Below are 24,235 nucleotides of genomic sequence, written 5' to 3' on the forward strand. Positions count from 1 at the left end.
CGATTCCTGAGATGTTCGAGAAGCAGGTCGTCACCGCGCCGGATGCCGTCGCGCTGGTCTTCGGCGAAACCTCGCTGACCTACCGCGAGGTCGACGCGCGGGCCAACCGCCTCGCCCGGGTCCTGGTCGGACGCGGAGTCGGACCGGAGTCGGTCGTGGGTGTGGCCGCGCAGCGGTCGCCGGAGCTGTGGGTGGCCGTCCTCGCGGTGCTCAAGGCGGGCGGCGCGTACCTGCCGATGGACGCCGCGTACCCCGCCGACCGCCTCGAGTACATGGTGGAGGACTCCGGCGCCCGCCTGGTCCTGGCGGACACCGTCACCGGCGGCCTGCTGCCCGAACTCCCCGCCCCCGTATTGCTGCTGGACGCCCCCGAGACGGCGGCGGCGGTCTCCGCCGAGGCGGCCGGCCCGCTGACCGACGCGGACCGGATCCGCCCGCAGCGGGTGGCGCAGACCGCGTACGTCATCTACACCTCGGGCTCCACCGGCCGGCCCAAGGGCGTCGCCGTCACCCACAACGGCCTCGCCCCGCTGCTCGCTACGCACGTCGAGCGGCTCAACGTGAGCCCCGCGAGCAGGGTGCTGCAGTTCGCCTCGCCGAGCTTCGACGCCTCGGTGTGGGAGATGTGCATGGGCCTGCTCTCCGGCGCCGCCTTCGTGCTGGCCGACAAGGAGGCGCTGGCCCCCGGCGACCCCCTGGCCGACACCATCGCCCGGCACGGCGTCACCCACGTGACGCTGCCGCCCCCGGTGCTCGCCGCACTCCCGGCCGGGGCCATGGCTTCCGTCGAGACCCTCGTGGTCGCCGGTGACGCCACCACCCCCGAGCTGGTCGCCACCTGGTCGTCCGGCCGCCGCATGATCAACGCGTACGGGCCCACGGAGACGACCGTGTGCGCCACGATGAGCGCGCCGCTGGCCGGCGACGGCCGCGTACCGCCGATCGGACGCTCGATCACCGACACCGACGTGCACGTCCTGGACGACGCGCTCCGCCCGGTCGGCGCCGGCGTGATCGGCGAACTGTACGTCTCCGGCGCCTCGCTGGCCCGCGGCTACCTGGGCCGCCCCGACCTGTCCGCCCAGCGTTTCGTGGCCTGCCCCTTCGGCGGGCCCGGCACGCGGATGTACCGGACCGGCGACCTCGTGGAGCGGACCCCGGAGGGCGAACTCGTCTTCCACGGGCGCGCCGACACCCAGGTCAAGATCCGCGGCATCCGGATCGAGCCGCTCGAGATCGAGGCGGTGCTCAGCGGACACCCCGGCGTGGCGGACACCGCGGTCCTGCCGTACGAGCGGCGCGGCAGCCGCCAGCTGGTGGCCTACGTCGTTCCCGCGGCCTCCGGCCGCCCCGGCCGGGCGGGCCCCCAGGGCAGCGCCTACGGCAGCATCGCCCTCGACTCCGGCTTCGGTGCCGGCGAGCTGCGCGCCTTCGCCGCCGAGCACCTGCCCGACCACATGGTCCCCGCCGCCTTCGTCCTGCTGGACCGGCTGCCCCTGACCCCGAACGGCAAGCTCGACAAGGCCCGCCTGCCGGAACCCGAGTTCAAGGGCGAGACCTACCGGGCCCCGCGCACCCCGCAGGAAGAGATCCTCGCCGACCTCTTCGCCAAGGCGCTGGGCGTGGGCCAGGTCGGCATCGACGACGACTTCTTCACCATCGGCGGCGACAGCATCCAGTCGCTCCAGGTCGTGTCCTGGGCCCGGGCCCGCGGCCTGGTCGTCACCGCCCGCCAGGTCTTCGAGCAGCGGACCGTCGCCCGCCTCGCCGAGATCGCCGTCGCGAACGGGGAGGGCGCCCACACCGGCCCGGTCCTGGAGGAGTTGGACGGCGGGGGCACCGGATGGATGCCGCTGCTGCCCGTCGCCCGCTGGATCCGCGAGTGGGGCCCCGGCTTCGACCGTTTCCTGCAGGCCATGGTGCTGGAGCTGCCCGAGGGCATCGACCGGGCCGGCCTGGCCGCCACCCTGACGGCCGTGGTGGACCGCCACGACCTGCTGCGCTCCCGCCTCGTCGCCGACGCCGAGGGCGACGGTGAGGCCGACGGACTGGTGGTCGCGCCCGCCGGCTGCGTGGACGTGGAGCCGCTGCTGCACCGCGTCGCGTGCGACGGCCGCTGGGACGCCGAGTCCTGGCGGAGCCTGCTGCTCGCGGAACTGGAGGAGGCCGCGCAGCAGCTGGACCCGGCGGCGGGCGCGGTCGCCCGGTTCGTCTGGTTCGATGCGTCCGGCAGCGAAGGTGCCGAGGCCGCCGAGGGTGCCGAGCGCGGTGGCACCGGACGGCTCCTGCTCGTCCTCCACCACCTGATCGTGGACGGGGTGTCCTGGCGCATCCTGATGCCCGACCTCGCCTCGGCCTGGCAGCAGATCAGCTCCGGCCACACCCCCGAACTGCCGCCCGTGGGAACGTCGATGCGCCGGTGGGCGCACGCCATGGCCGACGAAGCCCTGCGCCCCGAGCGGGTCGCGGAGCTGGACCTGTGGCGCTCGGTCGTCGAGGGCCCCGACCCGCTGCTCGGCACCCGCCGGCTGGATCCGGCCGTCGACGTACGGTCCTCCGTCCGCGTCACCCACGTCCAGCTCCCGGTCTCCGTCACCGAAGCCGTACTGACCGACCTGCCCGCGGCCTTCCACGGCGGGGTCAACGACGGACTGCTGGCCGCACTGGCCCTGGCGCTCGCGCAGTGGCGGCGTACCCGCTCCGTCGACGAGACCTGCGCGCTGATCCGCCTCGAAGGACACGGCCGCGAGGAGGCCGCCGCACCCGGCGCGAGCCTCGCCCGCACGCTGGGCTGGTTCACCACCGCCTTCCCGGTGCGCCTCGACCTCGCCGGGGTGGACCTCGACGAGGCCTTCGCGGGTGGACCGGCCGCCGGCCTCGCCGTCAAGAAGGTCAAGGAGCAGCTCCGCTCCCTGCCCGACAAGGGCATCGGCTACGGCCTGCTGCGCCACCTGAACCCGCAGACCGCCGCCCAGCTGGCCGAATACCCCCTCGGGCAGGTCGGCTTCAACTACCTGGGCCGCTTCGCCGCCGGCACCGACCGGCCCGGCGAACAGGGCGGGGCGGGCTTCACCCAGGCCCCCGAGGCGGCCGACATCGCCGAACTGGCCGAGCTCGACGCCGCCCAGGACCCGCGGATGCCCGCCTCCGCCGAACTCGACATCAACGCCACGGTCAGCGACCAGCCGGCCGGCCCGGTCCTGAACGCCGCCTTCAGCGCGCCGGAGGGAGTGCTCACCCCGGCGGAGGTACGGGAGCTCGCCGACCTGTGGTGCGCCGCCCTGGAGGGCCTCGCCCGCTACGCGGCCCGGCCCGGCGCCGGCGGTCTGACCCCCTCGGACCTGCCGCTGGTGACCGCGAGCCAGTCCGACATCGACGGCTGGGAGCGGCGCTTCCCGGGCCTCACCGACGTCTGGCCCACCACCCCGCTCCAGTCGGGCCTGCTGTTCCACTCGATCTTCGAGGACTCCTCCTTCGACGCCTACCAGGTGCAGTACGCCCTGCACCTGTCCGGGCGGGTGGACGCCGGCCGGCTGCGCGCCGCCGGACAGTCCCTGCTGGAGCGGCACTCCAGCCTGCGGACCGCCTTCGTGCCCAACGCGTACGGGGACCTGGTCCAACTCATCCTGGACTCCGTCACCCTGCCCTGGCAGGACCTCGACCTGTCCGGGCTCGGCGAGGCGGAACGCACGGAGGCCTTCGAGCGGTTCCTCGCCGAGGACCTGACCACGCACTTCGACCAGATCGCGCCGCCGATGCTGCGCATGACGCTGATCCGGACCGGCGAGGAGACGTACGAACTCGTACTGACCGCCCACCACGTGCTGTTCGACGGCTGGTCGGTGCCCCTGCTCATGCAGGACCTGCTCACCTTCTACGGATCGGCGGGGCAGGCCTCCGGGCAGGCCGCCGGCCTGGAACCCGCCCGCGACTACCGGGACTTCCTCGCCTGGCTCTCCCGACAGGACCCCGAGGAGTCCGCCCGCGTCTGGCGCGAGGAGCTCAGCGGACTGGGGGAGCCGACGCTGCTCGCCCCGGTGGTGGCCGCCCCGGCCGCCGGGGCCGCCGAGTCCGCCGGGGCACCCGAGTCCGCCGAGGACATCGCCATGCGGCAGGCTGAGGTGCCGCTGCCCGTCGAGGCCTCCCGCGAGCTGTTCCGGCGTGCCTCCGATCTCGGCGTCACCCTGAACACGGTGGTCCAGGGCGCCTGGGCGATCCTGCTGGCCCAGCTCACCGGCCGCCAGGACGTGGTGTTCGCCTCCACCGTCGCCGGCCGCCCGCCCGCCCTGCCCGGCGCCGACTCCACCGTCGGCATGTTCCTCAACACCCTGCCGGTACGCGTGCGGTGCGCCCCCGCGGACACCCTCGCCGAGCTGCTGACCGCGGTGCAGGGCCGGCAGGCCGCGCTGATGGACCACCACCACTTCGGCCTGAGCGAGATCCAGCAGGCCGCCGGGATGGACGCCCTCTTCGACACGATCGTCGGCTTCGAGTCCTTCCCGATGGACCGGGCCGGCATCGTCGAGGCCAGCCGCGCGGCCGGGATCTCGATCACCGGCATCCGCTCCTTCACCGCCAGCCACTACCCGGTGACGGTGCTCGCCTTCATCGAGCCCGACCGGCTGCGCCTGGCGGTGCAGTACCAGCGCACCGTGCTCGACCCCGCCGTGGCCGAGTCCCTCGCCGCCCGGTTCGCCGCGATCCTGCGGCAGCTGGCCGAGGACACCGGCCGCCGGGTGGGCGCCGTGGACGTACTGGAGCCCGCCGAGCGGGACCGGCTGCTGAACGGGCTCGGCGCGGGCCCGCAGACCACCGGCGCGGACGCCGGCGGGACGACCGTCCCGGAGCTGTTCGAGCGGCAGGCCGCCGCCACCCCCGAGGCCGTGGCCGTGGTCTCGGGCGCGGAGTCCCTGACCTACCGGGAACTCGACGAGCGGGCGAACCGGCTGGCACACGGCCTGATCGCCCGAGGGGCCGGCCCGGAGACCCCGGTGGCCCTGGCCCTGCCCCGGTCGGCGGACCTGGTGGTCGCGCTGCTCGGCGTACTGAAGTCCGGCGCCGCCGCCCTGCCGCTCGACCCGCGCCACCCGGCCGGCCGCCTCGCGCGCGTCCTGGCCGACGCGCGGCCGCTGCTCGTGCTCACCGACCCGGACACGGCGGCCGCCGCGGCGGGCACCGCGGTCCCGGCCGCGCACCTGGACGAACTGGGCTCCGGGGACGGCGCCTGCGCTCCGGCGGCCCCCGTCCGGCGGCCCGACGGGCTCGCGTACCTCTCGTACGCCTGCGGTGGTCCGGGCGGGCCGACCGGGGTGGAGACCACCCACCGGAACGCGGCCGACCGGGTGACGGGGCTGCTCGCGCGGCTCGGCTCCGCGGCCGGCCCGCGGCTGCTGGCCGGGCTTCCGGGAGACATCGAACCGCCCGTCCTGGAGATCCTCGCCGCGCTCTGCGGCGGCGGGGGCGTCGAGGTGCTGCCCGATCCGCGGGCCCTCGCCGGGCACCGCCTCCTCGGCCCCTCCGCCGCCGCGCGCGGGGCGCTCGCGACGACCCCCTCGGCCTTCGCCGACCTGCTCGACGAGGTGGCCGGGGATCTGCACGCGGACACGATCGTGTTCTCGGGCGAGCCGCTGCCGGCCGCGCTGGCGCGGCGGGCGGCCGAGTCCGCCCCCGGGGCCCGGCTGGTCAACCTCCACGGGCACCCCGAGACCGGCTTCGCCACCGCCTTCTCACCGCCGGACGGGGAGGAGCCGCCGGGCACCGCGGCCGTGCCCGCCGGGACACCGCTCGCCGGAGTGCGGGCGTACGTCCTCGGCGCCGGCCTCACTCCGGTGCCGCACGGCGCGGTCGGGGAGCTGTACCTCGCGGGCGGCGCGCCGGCCCGCGGCTACCGGGGGCACGGCGGACTGACCGCCGAGCGGTTCGTCGCCGACCCGTACGGCCCGGCCGGATCGCGGATGTTCCGCACCGGCGACCTGGTCCGCTGGACCGGGGACGACCGGCTGGAGTTCCTCGGGCGCGGCGACGCGGAGGCGGCCGTCCGCGGCACGCGGATCGCGCCCGCCGAGGTCGAGGCCGTCCTGACCGGGCACCCCGGGGTGGCGCAGGCCGCCGTGGTCGCCCGCGAGGGCCACGGGCCGGGCGGGACCGCGCAGCTGGTGGGCTACCTCGTACCCGCCGAGCCGTACGGCGCCGAGCCCGGGGCCTACGCCGACGAGGTACGGGCCCACGCGGCGCATTGCCTGCCCGCGGCCCTGGTCCCCGCGGTCCTCGTGACCCTGGAGCGGCTGCCGATGACGCCCGGCGGCCGCCTCGACCGGGCCGCGCTGCCCGAACCCGAACCGGCCGGCCGCCCCTACCGCGCGCCGCGCACTCCCGAGGAGGCGGCTCTCTGCGAGCTGCTGGCGGAGGTGCTCGGCGTGGAACGGGTCGGCATGAACGACGACTTCTTCGCACTGGGGGGCAACTCCCTGCTGGCAACACGGCTCACCAGCCGTATCCGGAAGGTGCTCGGGGTGAGCGTGCCTTTGCGGTCGATCTTCGAGAACCACGCAATTTCAGAGCTTTCGCGCACGGTCAAGAACGCAGGCACGTCGAGCCGGCCTCGACTGCGCAAGATGGACAGGAGTGGACAGTAAAATGATCCCGTTGTCGTTCGCACAGCGTCGGTTGTGGTTCATCGACCGATTCGAGGGACCGTCGGCGACGTATAACGTCCCCTTCCTCGTGCGGTTGACCGGCGAGCTGGACCGGACCGCCCTGCAGTCCGCGGTGCGCGATGTCGTGGCACGGCACGAGAGCCTCCGTACGCTCATCGTGATGAACGAGCAGGGCGTGCCCTCGCAGCAGGTGCTGCCGGTGGCCGAGGCGCTGCTCGACGTGCCGCTCGTCGAGGTGGCGCCCGACGCGGTGGACGAGGCCGTCTTCCAGGCGGCGCAGTACACCTTCGACCTGTCGGCGCAGATCCCGGTCCGCGCCACCCTGCTGCGCTCCGGCGAGCGGGAGCACGTGCTGCTCCTGCTGGTCCACCACATCGCCAGCGACGGCGAGTCGATGGAGCCGCTCTCGCGCGACCTGGCCACCGCGTACACCGCGCGGCTGCGGGGCGGGGCCCCGCAGTGGGCGGACCTGCCGGTGCAGTACGTCGACTACACGCTGTGGCAGCGCGAGCTGCTCGGCGACGAGAACGACCCCGACAGCGTGGTCTCCACGCAGGTCGCCTACTGGCAGGACGAGCTGCAGGGCGTGCCGACTCCGCTGCGCCTGTCCTCGGACCGCCCGCGCCCGCCGGTGGCCAGCCACCGCGGTGACACGGTCGGCTTCCCGATCGACGCCGAACTGCTCGCGGCCGTCGAGACCCTGGGCCGCGAGCGGGACATGACCGTCCCGATGGTGCTCCAGGCCGCCCTCGCCGTGGTGCTCCAGCACCTGGGCGCCGGCCAGGACATCGCCATCGGCTCCACCGTCGCGGGCCGCACCGACGACGAACTCGCCGACCTGGTCGGCTTCTTCGTGAACACCTGGGTACTGCGCACGGACCTCTCCGGCGCGCCCACCTTCGACCGGGTGCTGGAGCAGGTCCGGCAGAAGGCGCTGACCGCGTACGACAACCAGGACGCTCCCTTCGAGCACCTGGTGGAGGTCCTGAACCCGGAGCGGTCCACCGCCTACCACCCGCTGTTCCAGGTGATGTTCACCTGGGAGAACGACGCCTGGATCGAGCTGGACCTGCCGGGTCTGGAGCGGGCCCGCTTCGAGGTGCTCGCCACCCCGACGGCCAAGTTCGACCTGGAGTTCAACTACTTCTCGGACCCGGCCGGTCCGGGCATGCTCTGCTACCTGGAATACGCGACCGACCTCTTCGACCGCTCCACGGCGCAGTCCGTCGTCGACCGCTACCTGCGGGTCATCCGCGAGGTCGTCGCCCGCCCGGACCGGCCGGTCGCCCTGGCGCCCGTGCTGGACGGCGCCGAACTGGACACCGTCGTACGGGAGTTCAACGACACCGCGGTGGCCCTGCCCGAGGTGACGGTCGCCGAGCTCTTCGAGCGGCAGGCCGCGGCGACCCCGGACGCGATCGCACTGGAGGCCGGGGACGAGGTCCTCACCTACCGCGAGCTCGACGCGCGGGCCTCCCGCGTGGCGCAGGAGCTGGCCGCGCGCGGCGTGGGCGCCGAGACGCTCGTGGGCGTGGCCCTCCCGCGTACGGCGGACCTGGTCGCCGGGCTGCTCGGCGTGCTCAAGGCCGGCGGCGCGTACCTGCCGATCGACCCGAGATACCCGAGCCGACGGCTCGACTTCATCCTGGAGGACGCGGCCCCCGGGCTGATCCTCACCGACGAGCAGACCGTCGGCGTACTGCCGAAGGCGCAGGTTCCGCAGCTGTTCCTGGGCGACATCGACTTCGGCACCGACTTCGGCGCGCCGCAGGACGCACAGGCTCCCGCCGCCCCGGTCACCGCCCGCCCGGGCCAGGTCGCGTACGTCATGTACACCTCCGGCTCCACGGGCACGCCCAAGGGCGTGGCGATCACCCACGCCAACGTGGTGAACGACGTGCTGGGGCTGGCCTCGGCGATCGGCGTCGGCGCGGGGACGCGCGTGCTCGCCGGCACCTCGGTCAACTTCGACGTCTCCGTCTTCGAGCTCTTCGCCACCCTCTGCTCCGGCGGCACCGTCGAACTGGTGCGTGACGCACTGGTGATCGGTGAGCGCGGCGGCTGGAGCGGCGGCGTGATCAGCACCGTCCCGTCCGTCTTCGCGGAACTGCTCGGACAGGTCAACGGGAACATCAGCGTCGACACCGTGGTCTTCGCCGGTGAGGCCCTGCCCGCCTCGCTCGTGCAGCGGGTCCGCGAGGCGATCCCCGGGGTCCGCGTCGTCAACGCCTACGGCCAGAGCGAGTCGTTCTACGCCACCACCTTCGCGCTGCCCGCCGACGAGGAGTGGGACGGTTCCGGCAGCGCCCCCATCGGCGCCCCGCTCGGCAACGTCCGCACCTATGTGCTCGGCCCCGGCCTGCGGCCCGTCCCGGTCGGCGTGGTGGGGGAGCTGTACGTCGCCGGCGAGATCGGCCGCGGCTACTTCGGCCGCACCGGGCTGACCGCCGACCGCTTCGTCGCCGACCCCTTCGGGCCGGCCGGTTCGCGCATGTACCGCACCGGCGACCTGGCGCGCTGGAACGCCGCCGGACAGCTGGAGTACGCGGGCCGCGACGACGCGCAGATGAAGGTGCGCGGCTTCCGCATCGAGCCCGGTGAGATCGAGGCCGTCCTGACCGCCCACCCGGGCGTGGCCCAGGCCGTGGTCACCATCCGCGAGGGCCGCGGCAGCAAGCAGCTCGTCTGCCACGTGGTCCCCCTGGAGGCCGACCAGAGCGGCTTCGGCACCGTCGCCAGCCTCGGCGACCTCGACGTCGACCTGACCACCAGCGTGTCCGTGCGCGAGCTCCGGCGTTTCGCCGCGGGCCGGCTGCCCGAGTTCATGGTCCCGTCCGTCTTCGTCATGGTCGGCCGGCTGCCGCTGACCGCCAACGGCAAGCTCGACCTGGCGGCGCTGCCCGAGCCCGACTTCAGCGGCGGCGAGTACCGCGCCCCGCGCAACGCCGCGGAAGAGGTCCTCGCCGCGGTCTACGCCGAGGTGCTCGGCCTCGACCGGGTCGGCATCGACGACGACTTCTTCGCCATCGGCGGCGACTCCATCCGCTCCATCCAGGTCGTCTCCCGCGCCCGCAGCGGCGGCGTGGAGGTCAGCCCGCGCCAGATATTCGACCACCGCACCGTCGCCGAACTGGCCGCGGTCGCGGTCGTCGGAGTCGCGGCCGGCACCGGCCCGGTGCTGGCGGAGCTGGAGGGCGGCGGCGCCGGCCGGATGCCGCTGCTGCCCATCGGCGAGTACCTGCTGGAACTCGGCGAGGGAACCGACCGGTTCGCCATGTCCATGGCCGTCGAGCTGCCCGAGGGCATCGACCGGGCCGCTCTCGCCGCCACCCTCGGCGCGGTGCTCGACCGCCACGACGTCCTGCGCTCCCGCCTGGTCACCGGCGGCGACGGCGACGGCGCGGCCCGTGCGGGCCTGGAGGCCGGCGCGCCCGGCTCGGTCGACGCGGACGCGCTGATCCGCCGCGTCGAGTGCGACGGCCGCTGGGACGAGCAGTGGTTCGAGGCGGCCACCGCCGAACTGGACGCCGCCACCGGGCGGCTGGACGCCGCGGCCGGCGTCATGGCCCAGTTCGTCTGGTTCGCCCCGCAGGAGGGCGCCGGCCGACTGCTGCTGGTCCTCCACCACTTCGTCGTCGACGGCGTGTCCTGGCGCATCCTGCTGCCGGACCTCGCCGCCGCCTGGGAGCAGGTCCGCGAGGGCCGCACCCCCGAGCTGCCCGAGGTGGGCACCTCGGTCCGCCGCTGGGCCCACGCCCTGGTCGAGGAGGCGTCGTCGCCCGAGCGCGTCGCCGAACTCGCCCTGTGGCGCTCGGTCGTGGCCGGCCCCGACCCGCTCCTGGGATCGCGGGCCCTGGACCCCGCCGTCGACGTGATGTCCACGGTGGACCACACCTGGCTCAAGCTCTCCGTGCCGGTGACCGAGACCCTGCTCACCACCCTGCCGGCGCGCTTCCACGGCGGTGTCAACGACGGTCTGCTCGCGGCGCTGACGCTGGCCGTCGCCCGCTGGCGCCGGGCCCGCGGCATCGACGAGTCCTCCGCCCTGATCCGGGTCGAGGGACACGGCCGCGAGGAGGACGTCGCCCCGGGGGCCGACCTGTCGCGCACGGTGGGCTGGTTCACCACCATGTTCCCCGTCCGCCTCGACCTCGCCGGGATCGACCTCGACGAGGCCTTCGCGGGCGGCGCCGCCGCCGGCTCCGCGGTCAAGGCGGTCAAGGAGCAGCTTCTGTCCCTCCCGGACAAGGGCGTGGGCTACGGCCTGCTGCGCCACCTGAACCCGCAGACCGCCGAGGTGCTGCGCCGGTACCCGACCGGCCAGATCGGCTTCAACTACCTGGGCCGCTTCTCCTCCTCCGCCGACGTGCCCGAGCACCTGCGCGGCCTGGGCTGGACCCTCGCCGAGGGCACCACGGAGCTGATCGCGCACCCCGACGAGCGGATGCCCGCCCTCTCGACCCTGGACGTCGGTGCGCTCGTCACCGACACCGAGCAGGGCCCGCAGCTCACCGCGCGGCTCGCCTTCCCCTCGGGCCTGCTCCGGGCGGAGGACGTCGAGGAGCTCGCCGAGCTGTGGAGCACCGCCCTCCAGGCCCTGGCCCGGCACGCCGCCGAGCCCGCCGCAGGCGGTCTGACCCCCTCGGACGTGCCGCTGGTCCGGGTGACCCAGGGCGAGATCGAGGCCTGGGAGGAGCACTACCCCGGCCTGGAGGACGTCTGGCCGCTGACCACGATGCAGGACGGTCTGCTCTTCCACGCCCAGCTGGCCGGTTCCACCTTCGACGCGTACCAGATGCAGCTCGTCTTCCACCTCGCCGGCGAGGTCGAGCCGGGCCGGATGCGGGCCGCCGGCCAGGCACTGCTCGACCGGTACGCCAACCTCCGCGCCGCGTTCGTGTTCGACGCGGCGGGGGACCGGGTGCAGGTCGTACGCGACCGCGTGGAGCTGCCCTGGCAGTACCTCGACCTCAGCGGGTTCGGCGAGGAGGGCCGCGAGGAGGCGCTGAAGCGCTTCCTGACCGAGGACCACGACTCCCACTTCGACCTGAGCCGGGCCCCGCTCGTCCGGATGTCCCTCGTCATGCTGGCCCCCGACCGCTGGGAGCTGGTCTTCACCGCCCACCACGTCCTCTTCGACGGCTGGTCGATCCCCGTCCTCATGCAGGACCTGCTGCGGCTCTACGGCTCCGAGGGCGACACCTCCGCGCTGCCGCGGGTGCCCGGCTACCGCGACTTCCTGGTGTGGCAGGCGGGGCAGGACCGCGAGGCCTCGGCCCGCGCCTGGGCCGCGGAGCTCGCCGGAGTCGAGTCGCCGACCCTGATCGCCCCCGAGTCCGCCGCCGCGGCCGACCCGGCCGGCATCGGCCAGATCGACATCCCGCTGTCCGCGGACGCCGCCCGCGACCTGGGCCGGCGCGCCGCCGAGCTGGGCCTCACCCTCAACACCCTGGTCCAGGGGACCTGGGCGCTGGTGCTCGCCGGGCTGACCGGCCGCCAGGACGTGGTGTTCGGCGCCACCGTCTCCGGCCGCCCGCCCGTCGTGCCCGGCGTGGACTCGATGGTCGGCCTGTTCATCAACACCCTGCCCGTCCGGGTGGAGTGCGGACCCGGCGCCACCCTGGGCGAGCTGCTGCGCGACCTGCAGAACCGGCAGAGCGCCCTGCTCGACCACCACCACCACGGGCTGCTGGACATCCACCGCTCCATCGGGCTGAACGTACTCTTCGACACCCTCGTGGGCTTCGAGTCGTACCCGATCGACGGCGTCGCCATCAACGAGGCGAACTCGGCCGCGGGCATCTCGATCACCGGCATCAGCCCGCTCAGCGGCGCGCACTACCCGCTGGTCGTGATGGCCTTCGCCGACCCGCACCTGCGGGTGGCGCTCCAGTACCAGCACCACCTCTTCGACCCGGAGACCGTCGAGGGCATCGCCGCCCGGTTCGCGCGGATCCTCCAGCAGCTCGTGTCCGACCCGGACACGCGGGTCGGCGCGGTGCACGTCCTGGAGCCCGCCGAGCGCGACCGGCTCCTGGGCGAGTTCAACGACACGGCCGTGCCCGCCCCCGGGAAGACCGTCCCGGCCCTGTTCGAGGAGCAGGCCGCCGCGACGCCGGAGGCGACCGCCGTCGCCTTCGGCGGCCAGAGCCTGACCTACCGCGAACTGGACACCCGGGCCAACCGGCTGGCCCACGTGCTCGCCGCGCGCGGCGTCGGCCAGGAGTCCGTCGTGGGCGTGGCCCTGCCGCGCTCGACGGAGCTGGTCGTGGCCCTCCTCGCCGTCCTGAAGGCCGGCGGCGCCTACCTGCCGGTGGACCCGGAGTACCCGGCCGAGCGCATCGAGTTCATGCTGCGCGACGCCGCGCCGACCCTGCTCCTGACCGACTCCGAGATCGTCGCCGGGCTGCCGGCCGGCCCCTGCCCGTACGTGGTCCTGGACGACACGGATACGGCCCCGGCCGTCTCCGCGGCTCCCGCCGACGCCCTGCCGGCCGCCGCCCACGGGCGCGTCGACCAGCTCGCGTACGTCATGTACACCTCCGGCTCGACCGGCGTCCCCAAGGGTGTCGGCGTCACGCACCGGGCCGTGTCCGGCCTGGCGCTGGACCGCCGGTACCGGGGCGGCGCCCACGAGCGGGTCCTCGTACACTCCGCGCAGTCCTTCGACGCCTCCACCTACGAGCTGTGGGTCCCCCTGCTGGGCGGCGGCGCCGCGGTGGTGGCGCCCGTCGGCAAGCTGGACGCCGGTGCGCTCGCCGCGGTCATCGCCGAGCAGCGGATCACCGCGCTGTGGCTGACCGCCGGTCTGTTCAAGGTGATCGCCGACGAGAACCCGGAGTGCTTCACCGGGGTCCGCGAGGTGTGGACCGGCGGTGACGTCGTCTCCCCGGCCTCGGTGACCCGCGCCCTGCGGGCCTGCCCCGGCCTCAAGGTCGTCGACGGCTACGGCCCGACCGAGACCACCACCTTCGCCACCACCCACCCGATGCCCGACCCGGAGCGGGTCGGCGAGCCGATCCCGATCGGCCGCCCGATGGACAACATGCGGGTCTACGTCCTCGACGCGGGCCTGCGCCCCACCCTCCCCGGCGTGGCCGGCGAGCTCTACATCGCGGGTGCGGGCCTGGCCCGCGGCTACGCCCACCGGTCCGCGCTGACCTCCGAGCGCTTCGTGGCCTCGCCCTTCGGCGGCCCCGGCGAGCGGATGTACCGCACCGGTGACGTGGTGGCCTGGACCCCGGACGGCGAACTCGTCTTCCGGGGCCGGGTGGACACCCAGGTCAAGATCCGCGGCTTCCGCATCGAGCCCGCCGAGGTCGAGGCCGCCCTGGCCGCCCACCCCGGCGTCGCCCAGGCCGTGGTCACGTGGAACGAGGACCGGGCCGGCGAACGCCGCCTGGTCGGCTACGTGGTCCCGCGCGTGGACGGCTCCGACACCTCCGGCGCCGCCGAGCAGGTCGACGAGTGGGAGGAGATCTACGACGACCTCTACGCCGTCTCCGACGCCGCCTGGGGCGAGGACTTCACCGGCTGGAACTCCAGCTACACCGGCGGACAGCCGATCGCGCTGGACGAGATGGCCGTGTGGCGCGACGCCGCCGTGGAGCAGATCACCAACTGGTCGCCGCGCCGCGTGATGGAGATCGGCGTCGGCACCGGCCTGCTGATGTCGCAGACCCTCGGGCAGGTGGAGGAGTACTGGGGCACCGACATGTCGGCCGCGGTGATCGACCGGCTGCTCGTGCAGGTGGAGCAGACCGGCTTCGGCGACCGCGTGCACCTGCGGCACCTGAACGGCGACGACATCTCGGGCCTGCCGCGCGAGCACTTCGACCTCGTGGTCATCAACTCCGTCGTGCAGTACTTCCCCGACGCGGAGTACATGGACCTGGTCCTGGCCAACGCGATGGAACTGCTGGCCCCCGGCGGCCGGATCCTCGTCGGTGACGTCCGCAACGCCGCCACCCTGCGGCTCTTCCGCTCCGGCGTGCAGCGCGCGCTGCACCCCGAGGCCTCCGCCTCGGTGAGCCGCGCCGCGGTCGCCCGCGCGATCCTGATGGAGAAGGAGCTCGTCCTCGACCCCGAGTGGTTCACCCGGTGGGCCGAGCGGCACGGCGCGGGCGGCGTGGACATCCGGCTGAAGGCCGGCCGTCCGCACAACGAGCTCACCCGCCACCGCTACGAGGTGCTGCTGCACAAGGCGCCCGTGGCCGCGCTCCCGCTGAGCGGGGTCCCGGCCCGGCAGTGGGGCCGCCAGGTCGACGACCTCTTCGGCCTGGAGGACTTCGTCCGAGCGGGCGGCGAGCAGCCCGTACGCGTCACCCGCATCCCCAATGCGCGGCTCGCCGACGAGGTCGAGTCCGCCGCGGCCGTGGGCGTGATCTCCGCACCCGCCGCCTCCGGCCCGGTGCTCGACCCGCAGGACCTGCGGGAATGGGCCGCCGAGCGCGGCTGGGGCGTGCTGCTCACCTGGTCGGCCGCCGCGGCCGAGTGTTTCGACGCGGTCTTCTTCCCGGCCGGTCCCGTCACCGACCTGGTGCTGACCGGCGGCTTCACGCCGTCGGGCCGGGCCGACCGGACGCTGGCCAACGAGCCGGCCGCCGCGGGCCGGATCGGCACCCTGGTGGGCGCCCTGCGCGGCTACCTGAAGGACCGGCTGCCCGACCACCTGGTGCCGTCCACCGTCGTCGCCATCGCCGAGGTTCCGCTGACCCCCAACGGGAAGCTGGACCAGCGGGCGCTGCCCGCACCGGACTTCGCGGCGGCGGCCACCGGCCGGGCTCCGCGCACCCCGCAGGAAGAGGTCCTGTGCGGCCTGTTCGCCGCGGTGCTCGGCCTGGACCGGGTCGGCATCGACGACGACTTCTTCGCCCTGGGCGGGCACTCCCTGCTCGCCACCCGCCTGGTCAGCCGGATCCGCCAGGTCCTCGACGTGGAACTGCCCATCCGGGTCGTGTTCGAGGCGCCCACGGTCGTGGAGCTGGTCGGGCACCTCGCCGCCGGAGCGCCGGTCCGGCCGCCGCTGCGGCGCACCGCCGAGCGCCCGGACTCCGTACCGCTGTCGTTCGCCCAGCGCCGCCTGTGGTTCATCGACCGCTTCGAGGGCCCCTCGGCCACCTACAACGCGCCCTTCCCGCTCCGCCTGACCGGCGAGCTGGACCTGCCGGCGCTGGAGGCCGCGCTGCGCGACGTCGTGGCCCGCCACGAGAGCCTGCGCACGCTGATCGTCGAGGACGCCGACGGCGTCCCGGCCCAGCGCGTGCTGCCGGCCGACGAGGCACGGCTGCAGGTCCCGCTCGTGGAGGTGGCGCAGGGCGGCCTGGCCGACGCCATGGCCGAGGCCTCGGCGTACCTCTTCGACCTGGCCACGGAGATCCCCGTACGGGCCCCCGTGCTCCGGCTCGGCGCGCAGGAGCACGTCCTGGTCCTGCTGATCCACCACATCGCGAGCGACGGCTCCTCGATGGCCCCGCTGGCCCGCGACCTCGCCACCGCGTACGCGGCCCGCAAGGAGGGCGGCGCCCCGCAGTGGGCGGAGCTCCCGGTCCAGTACGTCGACTACACGCTGTGGCAGCGCGAGGTGCTCGGCGACGAGGAGGACCCGGCCAGCGCGCTCGCCGCACAGGTGGGCTACTGGCGCGGGGAACTGGCGGGTGTGCCGCAGCCGCTGCAGCTCGCCTCCGACCGGCCGCGGCCGGCCAAGGCCTCCCACCGCGGAGAGTCGGTCGAGTTCGCCCTCGCCCCCGAGGTCGCGGCCGCGGTCGAGGAGCTGGCGCGCCGGCACGGTGCGACCTCCTCGATGGTGCTCCAGTCCGCGCTGGCCGTGCTGCTGCACGGGCTCGGCGGCGGGGACGACCTGACGATCGGCTCCCCGATCGCCAACCGCACCGACGAGGCCCTCGCGGAACTCGTGGGCTTCTTCGTCAACACCTGGGTGCTGCGCGTCGACCTGTCGGGCAACCCCGCCTTCACGGAGCTGCTGGAGCGCGTCCGGGGCAAGTCCCTGGCCGCGTACGACAACCAGGACGTCCCCTTCGAGCGGCTCGTGGAGGTGCTGAACCCGGAGCGGTCCACCGCCTACTCCCCGCTGTTCCAGGTGATGTTCGCCTGGCAGAACTTCGCCCGGAAGGACTTCGCCCTGCCGGGTCTGCAGGTGGAGTTCGAGCGGGTCCGCACCGAGACCGCCAAGTTCGACCTGTTCTTCAACATGGCCGACCTGCCCGGCATGGGTGTGGTGGGTCTCCTGGAGTACGCCACCGACCTGTTCGACCGGGAGACGGCCCAGGCCGTCGCCGACCGCTTCGTACGGGTGGTGGGCCTGCTGGCCGCAGCCCCGGAGCAGCGGGTGTCCGCGGTCGAGCTGGTGCAGCCGGCCGAACGCGAGCTGGTGCTGCAGGGCTTCAACGCCACGCAGGAGCCGACCCCCGAGGTCACCGTGCCCGGGCTGTTCGAGCTCCAGGCGGCGGAGCGGCCCGACGCGGTCGCGCTGGTCTGCGGCGAGGAGTCGCTGACCTACCGCGAACTGGACGAGCGGGCGAACCGGCTGGCCCGCGAGCTGGCCGGACGCGGCGTGGGCCCGGAGACGGTGGTGGGCGTCGCCCTGCCGCGGTCGGCGGACCTGGTCGCGGCCCTGCTCGGCGTACTGAAGGCGGGCGGCGCGTACCTGCCGATCGACCCGAAGTACCCGAGCCGGCGCCTGGAGCACATCCTGTCCGACGCGCAGCCGGGGCTGCTGCTCACGGACGCGGCCACCGCCGGTGTCCTGCCGGAGTCCGGGATCACCCGCCTGTACCTCGGCGACCTGGCCCTCGGCGGCTCCGCGGCCGGCTCCGGCGACACGGCGCCGCCGGCGGCCCTGCTGCCCGATCACGCGGCGTACGTGATGTACACCTCCGGCTCGACGGGCGTGCCCAAGGGCGTGACCGTCACCCACGCCAACGTGGTCAACGGCGTGCTGCGGCTCGCCTCCACGATCGGCGTGGACTCCGGCACCCGTACGCTCGCCGGCGCCTCCGTCAACTTCGACGTCTCCGTCTTCGAGGTCTTCACCACGCTGGCGGCGGGCGGCACGGTCGAGCTGGCCCGCGACGTCCTGGTCATCGGCGAGCAGGGCGGCTGGACCGGCGGCGTGATCAGCACGGTCCCCTCGGTCTTCGCCGAACTCCTCGACCAGGTCAACGGCGAGATCACGGCGGACGCCGTGGTGTTCGCCGGCGAGGCGCTGCCCGCGTCCCTGGTCCGCCGGGTCCGCGAGGCCGTCCCGGGCATCCGGGTGGTCAACGCCTACGGCCAGACCGAGAGCTTCTACGCCACCACCTTCGCGCTGCCGGCCGACGAGGACTGGGACACCGCGCACACCGCCCCGATCGGCGCGCCCCTGGGCAACATGCGCACGTACGTCCTGGGAGCCGGCCTGAAGCCGGTGCCCGTGGGCGCCGTGGGCGAGCTCTACGTGGCGGGCAACCTGTCCCGCGGCTACCACGGCCGCGCCGCGCTGACCGCCGAGCGCTTCGTCGCCGACCCGTACGGTGCGCCCGGAGCCCGGATGTACCGCACCGGCGACCTGGCCCGCTGGCGGGCCGACGGGCAGCTGGAGTACGTCGGACGGGGCGACGCCCAGCTCAAGATCCGCGGGTTCCGCATCGAGCCCGGTGAGATCGAGGCGGCGCTGACGGCCCACCCCGGCGTGGAACACGCCGTGGTGACCGGCCAGACCGCCCCCGACGGGGCCAAGCGCCTGGTCGGCTACGTGGTCAGCTCCCCGGACTCCGGCGGCCAGGTGGACGCGCAGGGCCGGTTCGAGGCCGACATGACCTCCGGCATCACCATGCGGGAGCTGCGTCGCTTCATCACCGGACGGCTGCCCGAGTTCATGGTCCCGGCGGTGCTCGTGCCCCTGGACCGGCTGCCACTGGCCCCCAACGGCAAGCTGGACCGCGCGGCCCTGCCCGAGCCGGACTTCACCGGTGAGAGCTACCGCCCCCCGCGGGGCCGCACCGAGGAGGTGCTGGCGGGGGTCTACTCCGAAGTGCTCGGCCTGGAACGGGTCGGCATCGACGACGACTTCTTCGCCATCGGCGGCGACAGCATCCGGTCCATCCAGATCGTCTCCCGCGCCAAGGCGCAGGGCGTCGTGGTCAACCCGCGGCAGATCTTCGAGCTGCGGACGGTCGCCGAGCTGGCCACGGCCGCCGGCAGCCAGAGCCTGGGCCCGGTCCTGGCGGAACTGGACGGCGGCGGCACCGGCGTCATGCCGCTGCCCCCGATCGCCAAGTACATGCTCGAACTGGGCAGCAGCTTCAACCGGTTCTCGATGTCCGCGGCGCTCGAACTGCCCCGGGACATCGACGAGGACGGGCTGACCGCGGTCCTGACCGCCGTGCTCGACCACCACGACATCCTGCGCTCCCGTCTCGTCCGGGGCGGCGACGGCAACCTGGAGATCGCCGCCCCCGGCACGGTCGACGCGGCCGCGCTGGTACGGAGGGTGGACTGCGCGGGCACCTGGGACGAGGCGTGGCTGGAGACGGCCAGGGCCGAACTCGACGCCGCCACCGGCCGCCTGGACCCGGCCGCCGGAGCCATGGCCCAGTTCGTCTGGTTCGCCCCGGAGCAGGGCGCCGGCCGGCTGCTGGTGGTCCTGCACCACCTCGTCGTCGACGGCGTGTCCTGGCGCATCCTGCTCCCGGACTTCGCCACGGCCTGGGAGCAGATCGGCGCGGGCTCCGCCCCGAGCCTGCCCGCGGTCGGCACCTCGGCCCGCCGCTGGGCGCACGCGCTGCTCGACGAGGCGTCCGACCCGGACCGCATCGCCGAACTGGCGCAGTGGTCCGAGCTGCTGGACTGCAACGACCCGGTCCTCGGCTCGCGGGCCCTGAACCCCGCGGTGGACGTCATGTCCACCGTGGAGACGGTCTCCCTGGAACTGCCGGAGCAGGTCACCGAGGCGCTCCTGACCACGGTCCCCACCGCCTTCCACGGCGGGGTCAACGACGGCCTCCTGGCCGCCCTCGCGCTCGCGGTGACGCAGTGGCGCGCGGACCGGGGGGTCGAGGAGTCCTCGACGCTGATCCGGCTCGAAGGACACGGCCGCGAGGAGCAGGTCGTGCCCGGCGCCGACCTCTCCCGCACGGTCGGCTGGTTCACCAGCATGTTCCCCGTGCGGCTGGACCTCGGCGGGCACGACGTGCAGGAGGCACTCGCCGGCGGCGCCGCCGCGGGCGGCGTGCTCAAGACCGTGAAGGAACAGCTCCTGGCCATCCCCGACAAGGGCGTCGGCTTCGGCCTCCTGCGGTACCTCAACCCGTCCACCGCCGCCGAACTCGACTGGCGGGCCACCCCCCAGATCTCGTTCAACTACCTGGGAAGGGTCGCCGCCGACGACACCGCCGACGGGCAGCAGGGCGCCGGCTGGAACCTGGCCGCCGACGCGCTCGGCCTGGCCGCGGACCTGGACGCGGACATGCCCGCGCTCTCCACGGTCGAGATCAGCGCCTACGTCACCGACACCGCCAAGGGCCCGCGCTTCAACGCCCGGGTCTCCTACCCGGCCGGTGTGCTCACGCAGGCCGAGACCCAGGCACTCGCCGACCTGTGGGTCCGCGCCCTGGAGGGCTTCGCCCACCACGTCGCCACCCCCGGCGCCGGCGGCCTGACCCCCTCGGACGTGCCGCTGGTCCGCATGACCCAGGGCGAGATCGAGAACTGGGAGGCGCAGTACCCGGGTCTGGCCGACGTCTGGCCGCTGACCCCCCTGCAGTTCGGCCTGCTCTTCGAGACCATGCGCCTGGAGGAGGACGCCTTCGACCCGCACATCGTGCAGGTGGCCTTCCACGTCCAGGGTCGGGTCGACCCGGCCCGGATGCGGGTCGCGGCGCAGGCGCTCCTCGACCGGTACGCCAACCTGCGTACCGCCTTCGTCACCGACGCGAGCGGCGACCTCACCCAGCTCGTCCTCGACGAGGTCGAACTGCCCTGGCGGGTCGCCGACCTCCGCGGGCTGGACGAAGCGGGCCGCGAGGAGGGGCTGGAGCGGATCCTCGCCGAGGACCACTACGCGCAGTTCGACCCGGCGAAGCCGCCGATGCTGCGGGCCTCGCTGGTCCAGCTGGCGGAGGAGACCTCCGAGCTGGTGCTGACGGTGCACCACGCGCTCTTCGACGGATGGTCGTTCCCCCTGCTCGTACGGGACCTCGCGTACCTGTACGCGGCCGAGGGCGACGCGTCCGAGCAGCCGCGCGTGCCCGAGTACCGGGAGTTCCTGCGCTGGCTGTCCCGGCGGGACGACAAGGCGGCCGCCGCGGCCTGGGCCAAGGAGATGGAGGGGGTCGGCGAAGCCACCCTGCTCGCCGCCGAGACCCCGCAGGACGCGGGCGACGACGCCCGCGTCGGACAGGTCGACGTCCCGCTGCCGCTGGACGAGGCCCGTGCGCTCAAGAAGCGCGCCGCCGAACTGGGCGTGTCGATGGGCACCCTGGTCCAGGGCGTGTGGGCGCTGATGCTCGGCCAGCTCACCGGAAAGCGGGACGTGATCTTCGGAACCACGGTCTCCGGCCGCCCGGCGGAGGTGCCCGGCGTCGACCAGATGGTGGGTCTGTTCGTCAACTCCCTGCCCATCCGCGCCGAGTACGCGCCGAGCGACACGCTCGGCCAGGTGCTGAAGGACCTCCAGGAGCGCCAGACCGCGCTGCTGGACCACCACCACTTCGGGCTGCACCGCATCCAGCGGGAGGCCGGCCTGAAGGAGCTCTTCAACACGATCGTGCTGTTCCAGTCCTTCCCGGTCGACAAGGAGGCCCTGGGCGCGGCCAACACCGCGGCGGGCGTCTCGTTCACCGGCATCCGCCCGTCCGCCGGCGCCGCCTACCTGGTGGGCCTGGCGGCCGACGCCGAGCCGTACCTGCGCATGATCCTGCAGTACCAGCGGCAGGCCATCAGCGCGCAGACGGTGGAGCGGATCGCCGAGCGGGTGCTGCACATCCTGCGGCAGCTGATCGCCGACCCGGAGATCCCGGTGGGCGCGCTGGACGTGCTCCACGAGGCCGAGCGCGACCGGCTCCTCCTCGCCTTCAACCAGACGGCGACGCAGACCCCGGCCCTCACGCTGCCCGCTCTGTTCGAGCGGAAGGCCGCCGAGACGCCGGACGAGATCGCGGTGCTCTTCGAGGACGAGAAGGTGACCTACGGGGAACTGGACGCGCGGGCCAACCGGCTGGCGCGGGCCCTCGTCGAGCGCGGTGTCGGACCGGAGACGGTCGTGGGCGTGGCCCTGCGGCGCTCGCCGCAGTGGCCCGTCGCGGTCCTCGCCGTGACCAAGGCGGGCGGCGCCTACCTGCCGCTCGACCCGGCCTACCCGGCCGACCGGCTCACGTACATGGTCGAGGACTCGGCGATCGGGCTGATCCTGACCGACGGGGCCACGGCGGACCGGCTGCCCGACCTGCCCTCGCAGCTGCTGGTCCTGGACGCCCCGGAGTTCGCCGAGGCCCTGGCCGGCACCGACGGCGCCGTGCTGACCGACGCGCAGCGGCTGAGCCCGCTCGTGGTGGCCAACACCGCCTACGTCATCTACACCTCGGGATCCACGGGCCGGCCGAAGGGCGTGGCCGTCACGCACACGGGCTTCGCCAACATGGTCGCGGAGGTGACGGAGCTGCTCGGCATCACCGCCGGGAGCCGGGTCCTGCAGTTCGCCTCGCCGAGCTTCGACATCTCCGTCGCCGAGATGTGCATGTCCCTGTTCGCCGGGGGCGCCCTGGTCATGGCGGACCCGGACCGGCTCACGCCGGGAGCCCCGCTCGCCGAGACCGCCGACACGTACGGGGTGACCCACGCGATCCTGACGCCCACGGTGCTGGCCGCCATGCCGGCGGGCTCGCTGTCCAGCGTCGCCTCGCTGATGGTGGCCGGTGAGGCCACCTCGCCGGAGCTGGTGGCCACCTGGTCCGCCGGACGCCGGATGTTCAACGGCTACGGTCCGACGGAGACCACCATCGGCGCGACGGTGAGCGAGCTCACCGCCGAGGGCGCCGTGTCGATCGGCCGCCCCATCCGCAACACCCGGGTGTACGTGCTGGACACCGCACTGCGGCCGGTCCTGCCGGGCGTGCCCGGTGAGCTCTACATCGCCGGCGCGGGTCTGACCCGCGGCTACGTCGGACGGCCGGACCTGACCACCCAGCGGTACGTGGCCTGCCCGTTCGGCGAGCCCGGCGAGCGGATGTACCGCACCGGCGACCTGGTCGAGTGGACGCGGGACGGCGAGCTGGTGTTCCGCGGACGCACGGACAACCAGGTCAAGATCCGCGGCTTCCGCATCGAGCTGGGCGAGATCGAGTCCGCGCTGGCGGCCCACCCGACGGTGGACCACGGCGTGGTCACCGCCCGGGACAACCTGGCCGGCGACAAGCAGCTCGTCGCCTACGTCGTCCCCGCACCGGGCGAGAGCGTGGTGGCCGAGGCCCTGCGCAAGCACCTCACCGGCCGAATGCCGGAGTACATGGTTCCGTCGGCCTTCGTCACGCTGGAGCAGCTCCCGCTCACCCCGAACGGCAAGCTGGACCGGGAGGCCCTGCCCGACCCGGAGTTCACCGGCGGAGCGGACTACCGGGCCCCGCGCAACCCGCTGGAGACCACCCTCGCGAAGCTGTTCGCCGAGGCGCTCGAACTGGAGAAGGTCGGCATCGACGACGACTTCTTCGACCTCGGCGGTCACTCGCTGCGCCTGACCCGCCTGATCAGCCGGATCCGCGCGGTCCTCGGGGCCAAGGTCCCGATCCGCGTGATGTTCGGCGCCACCACGGTGGCGAAGCTGGCCGAGTACCTGGAGTCCCAGGTCAAGACCGCCCAGGCGCCCGTCTTCGCCGACCCGTTCGCGGTCGTCCTGCCGATGCGCACCGAAGGCACGAAGCCGCCCCTGTGGTTCATCCACCCGGGTGTCGGACTGTGCTGGTCCTACGTCGGCCTCGCCCAGCTCCTCGGCGACCGGCCGGTGTACGGAATCCAGGGCCGCGGCTTCGACGGCACGGGCCGGGCCGGGTCCACCCAGGCGATGCTCGACGACTACCTGGAGCAGATCCTGGCGGTCCAGCCGGAGGGCCCGTACCACTTCGTCGGGCACTCCACGGGCGGCACCTACGCCCACGCCCTCGCCGCGGCGCTGAAGCAGCGGGGACACGAGGTGGCGCTGCTGGCCCTCATGGACAGCCCGCCGAGCGGCTGGTTCCGGCACATCGAGGACCCGGTGAACATGCCGGAGGTCCGCGAGTTCTTCAAGGAGTTCTTCATCGGCTCCGGAGTGGACGAGGACCGCGAGGCGCTGGTGGAGAACGGCAGCCACCTCTTCAAGTCGCACGCCGAGATGCTGCTGGAGTGGGACTCGCCCGTCTACGACGGCGACGCGGTGTTCTTCAACGCCACGCAGAACCCGGACGAGTCCTACGCGGCGATCTGGGCCCCGCACATCGGCGGAACCATCCACGAACACGACATCGACGCCACGCACATGGGCATGCCGAAGGCGCAGCCCGCGGCCGAGATCGCCCGCATCATCAACCTCCACCTTGAGGGGAACTGAC

Annotated in this window: 2 protein-coding genes; both read left to right on the top strand. The window is 73.9% G+C overall.

Annotated elements, in window-relative coordinates; genetic code table 11:
* Positions 1-11 precede the first annotated feature (11 nt).
* Complete coding sequence (locus tag OG332_RS33260) at positions 12-6,635, top strand: non-ribosomal peptide synthetase (protein ID WP_327416900.1); 6,624 nt, start codon at positions 12-14, stop codon at positions 6,633-6,635.
* A 10-nt stretch (positions 6,636-6,645) separates the two neighbouring features.
* Complete coding sequence (locus OG332_RS33265; RefSeq protein ID WP_327416901.1) at positions 6,646-24,234, top strand: non-ribosomal peptide synthetase; 17,589 nt, start codon at positions 6,646-6,648, stop codon at positions 24,232-24,234.
* Position 24,235 lies beyond the last annotated feature (1 nt).

The organism is Streptomyces sp. NBC_01233, from assembly GCF_035989305.1.
GTDB lineage: Bacteria > Actinomycetota > Actinomycetes > Streptomycetales > Streptomycetaceae > Streptomyces.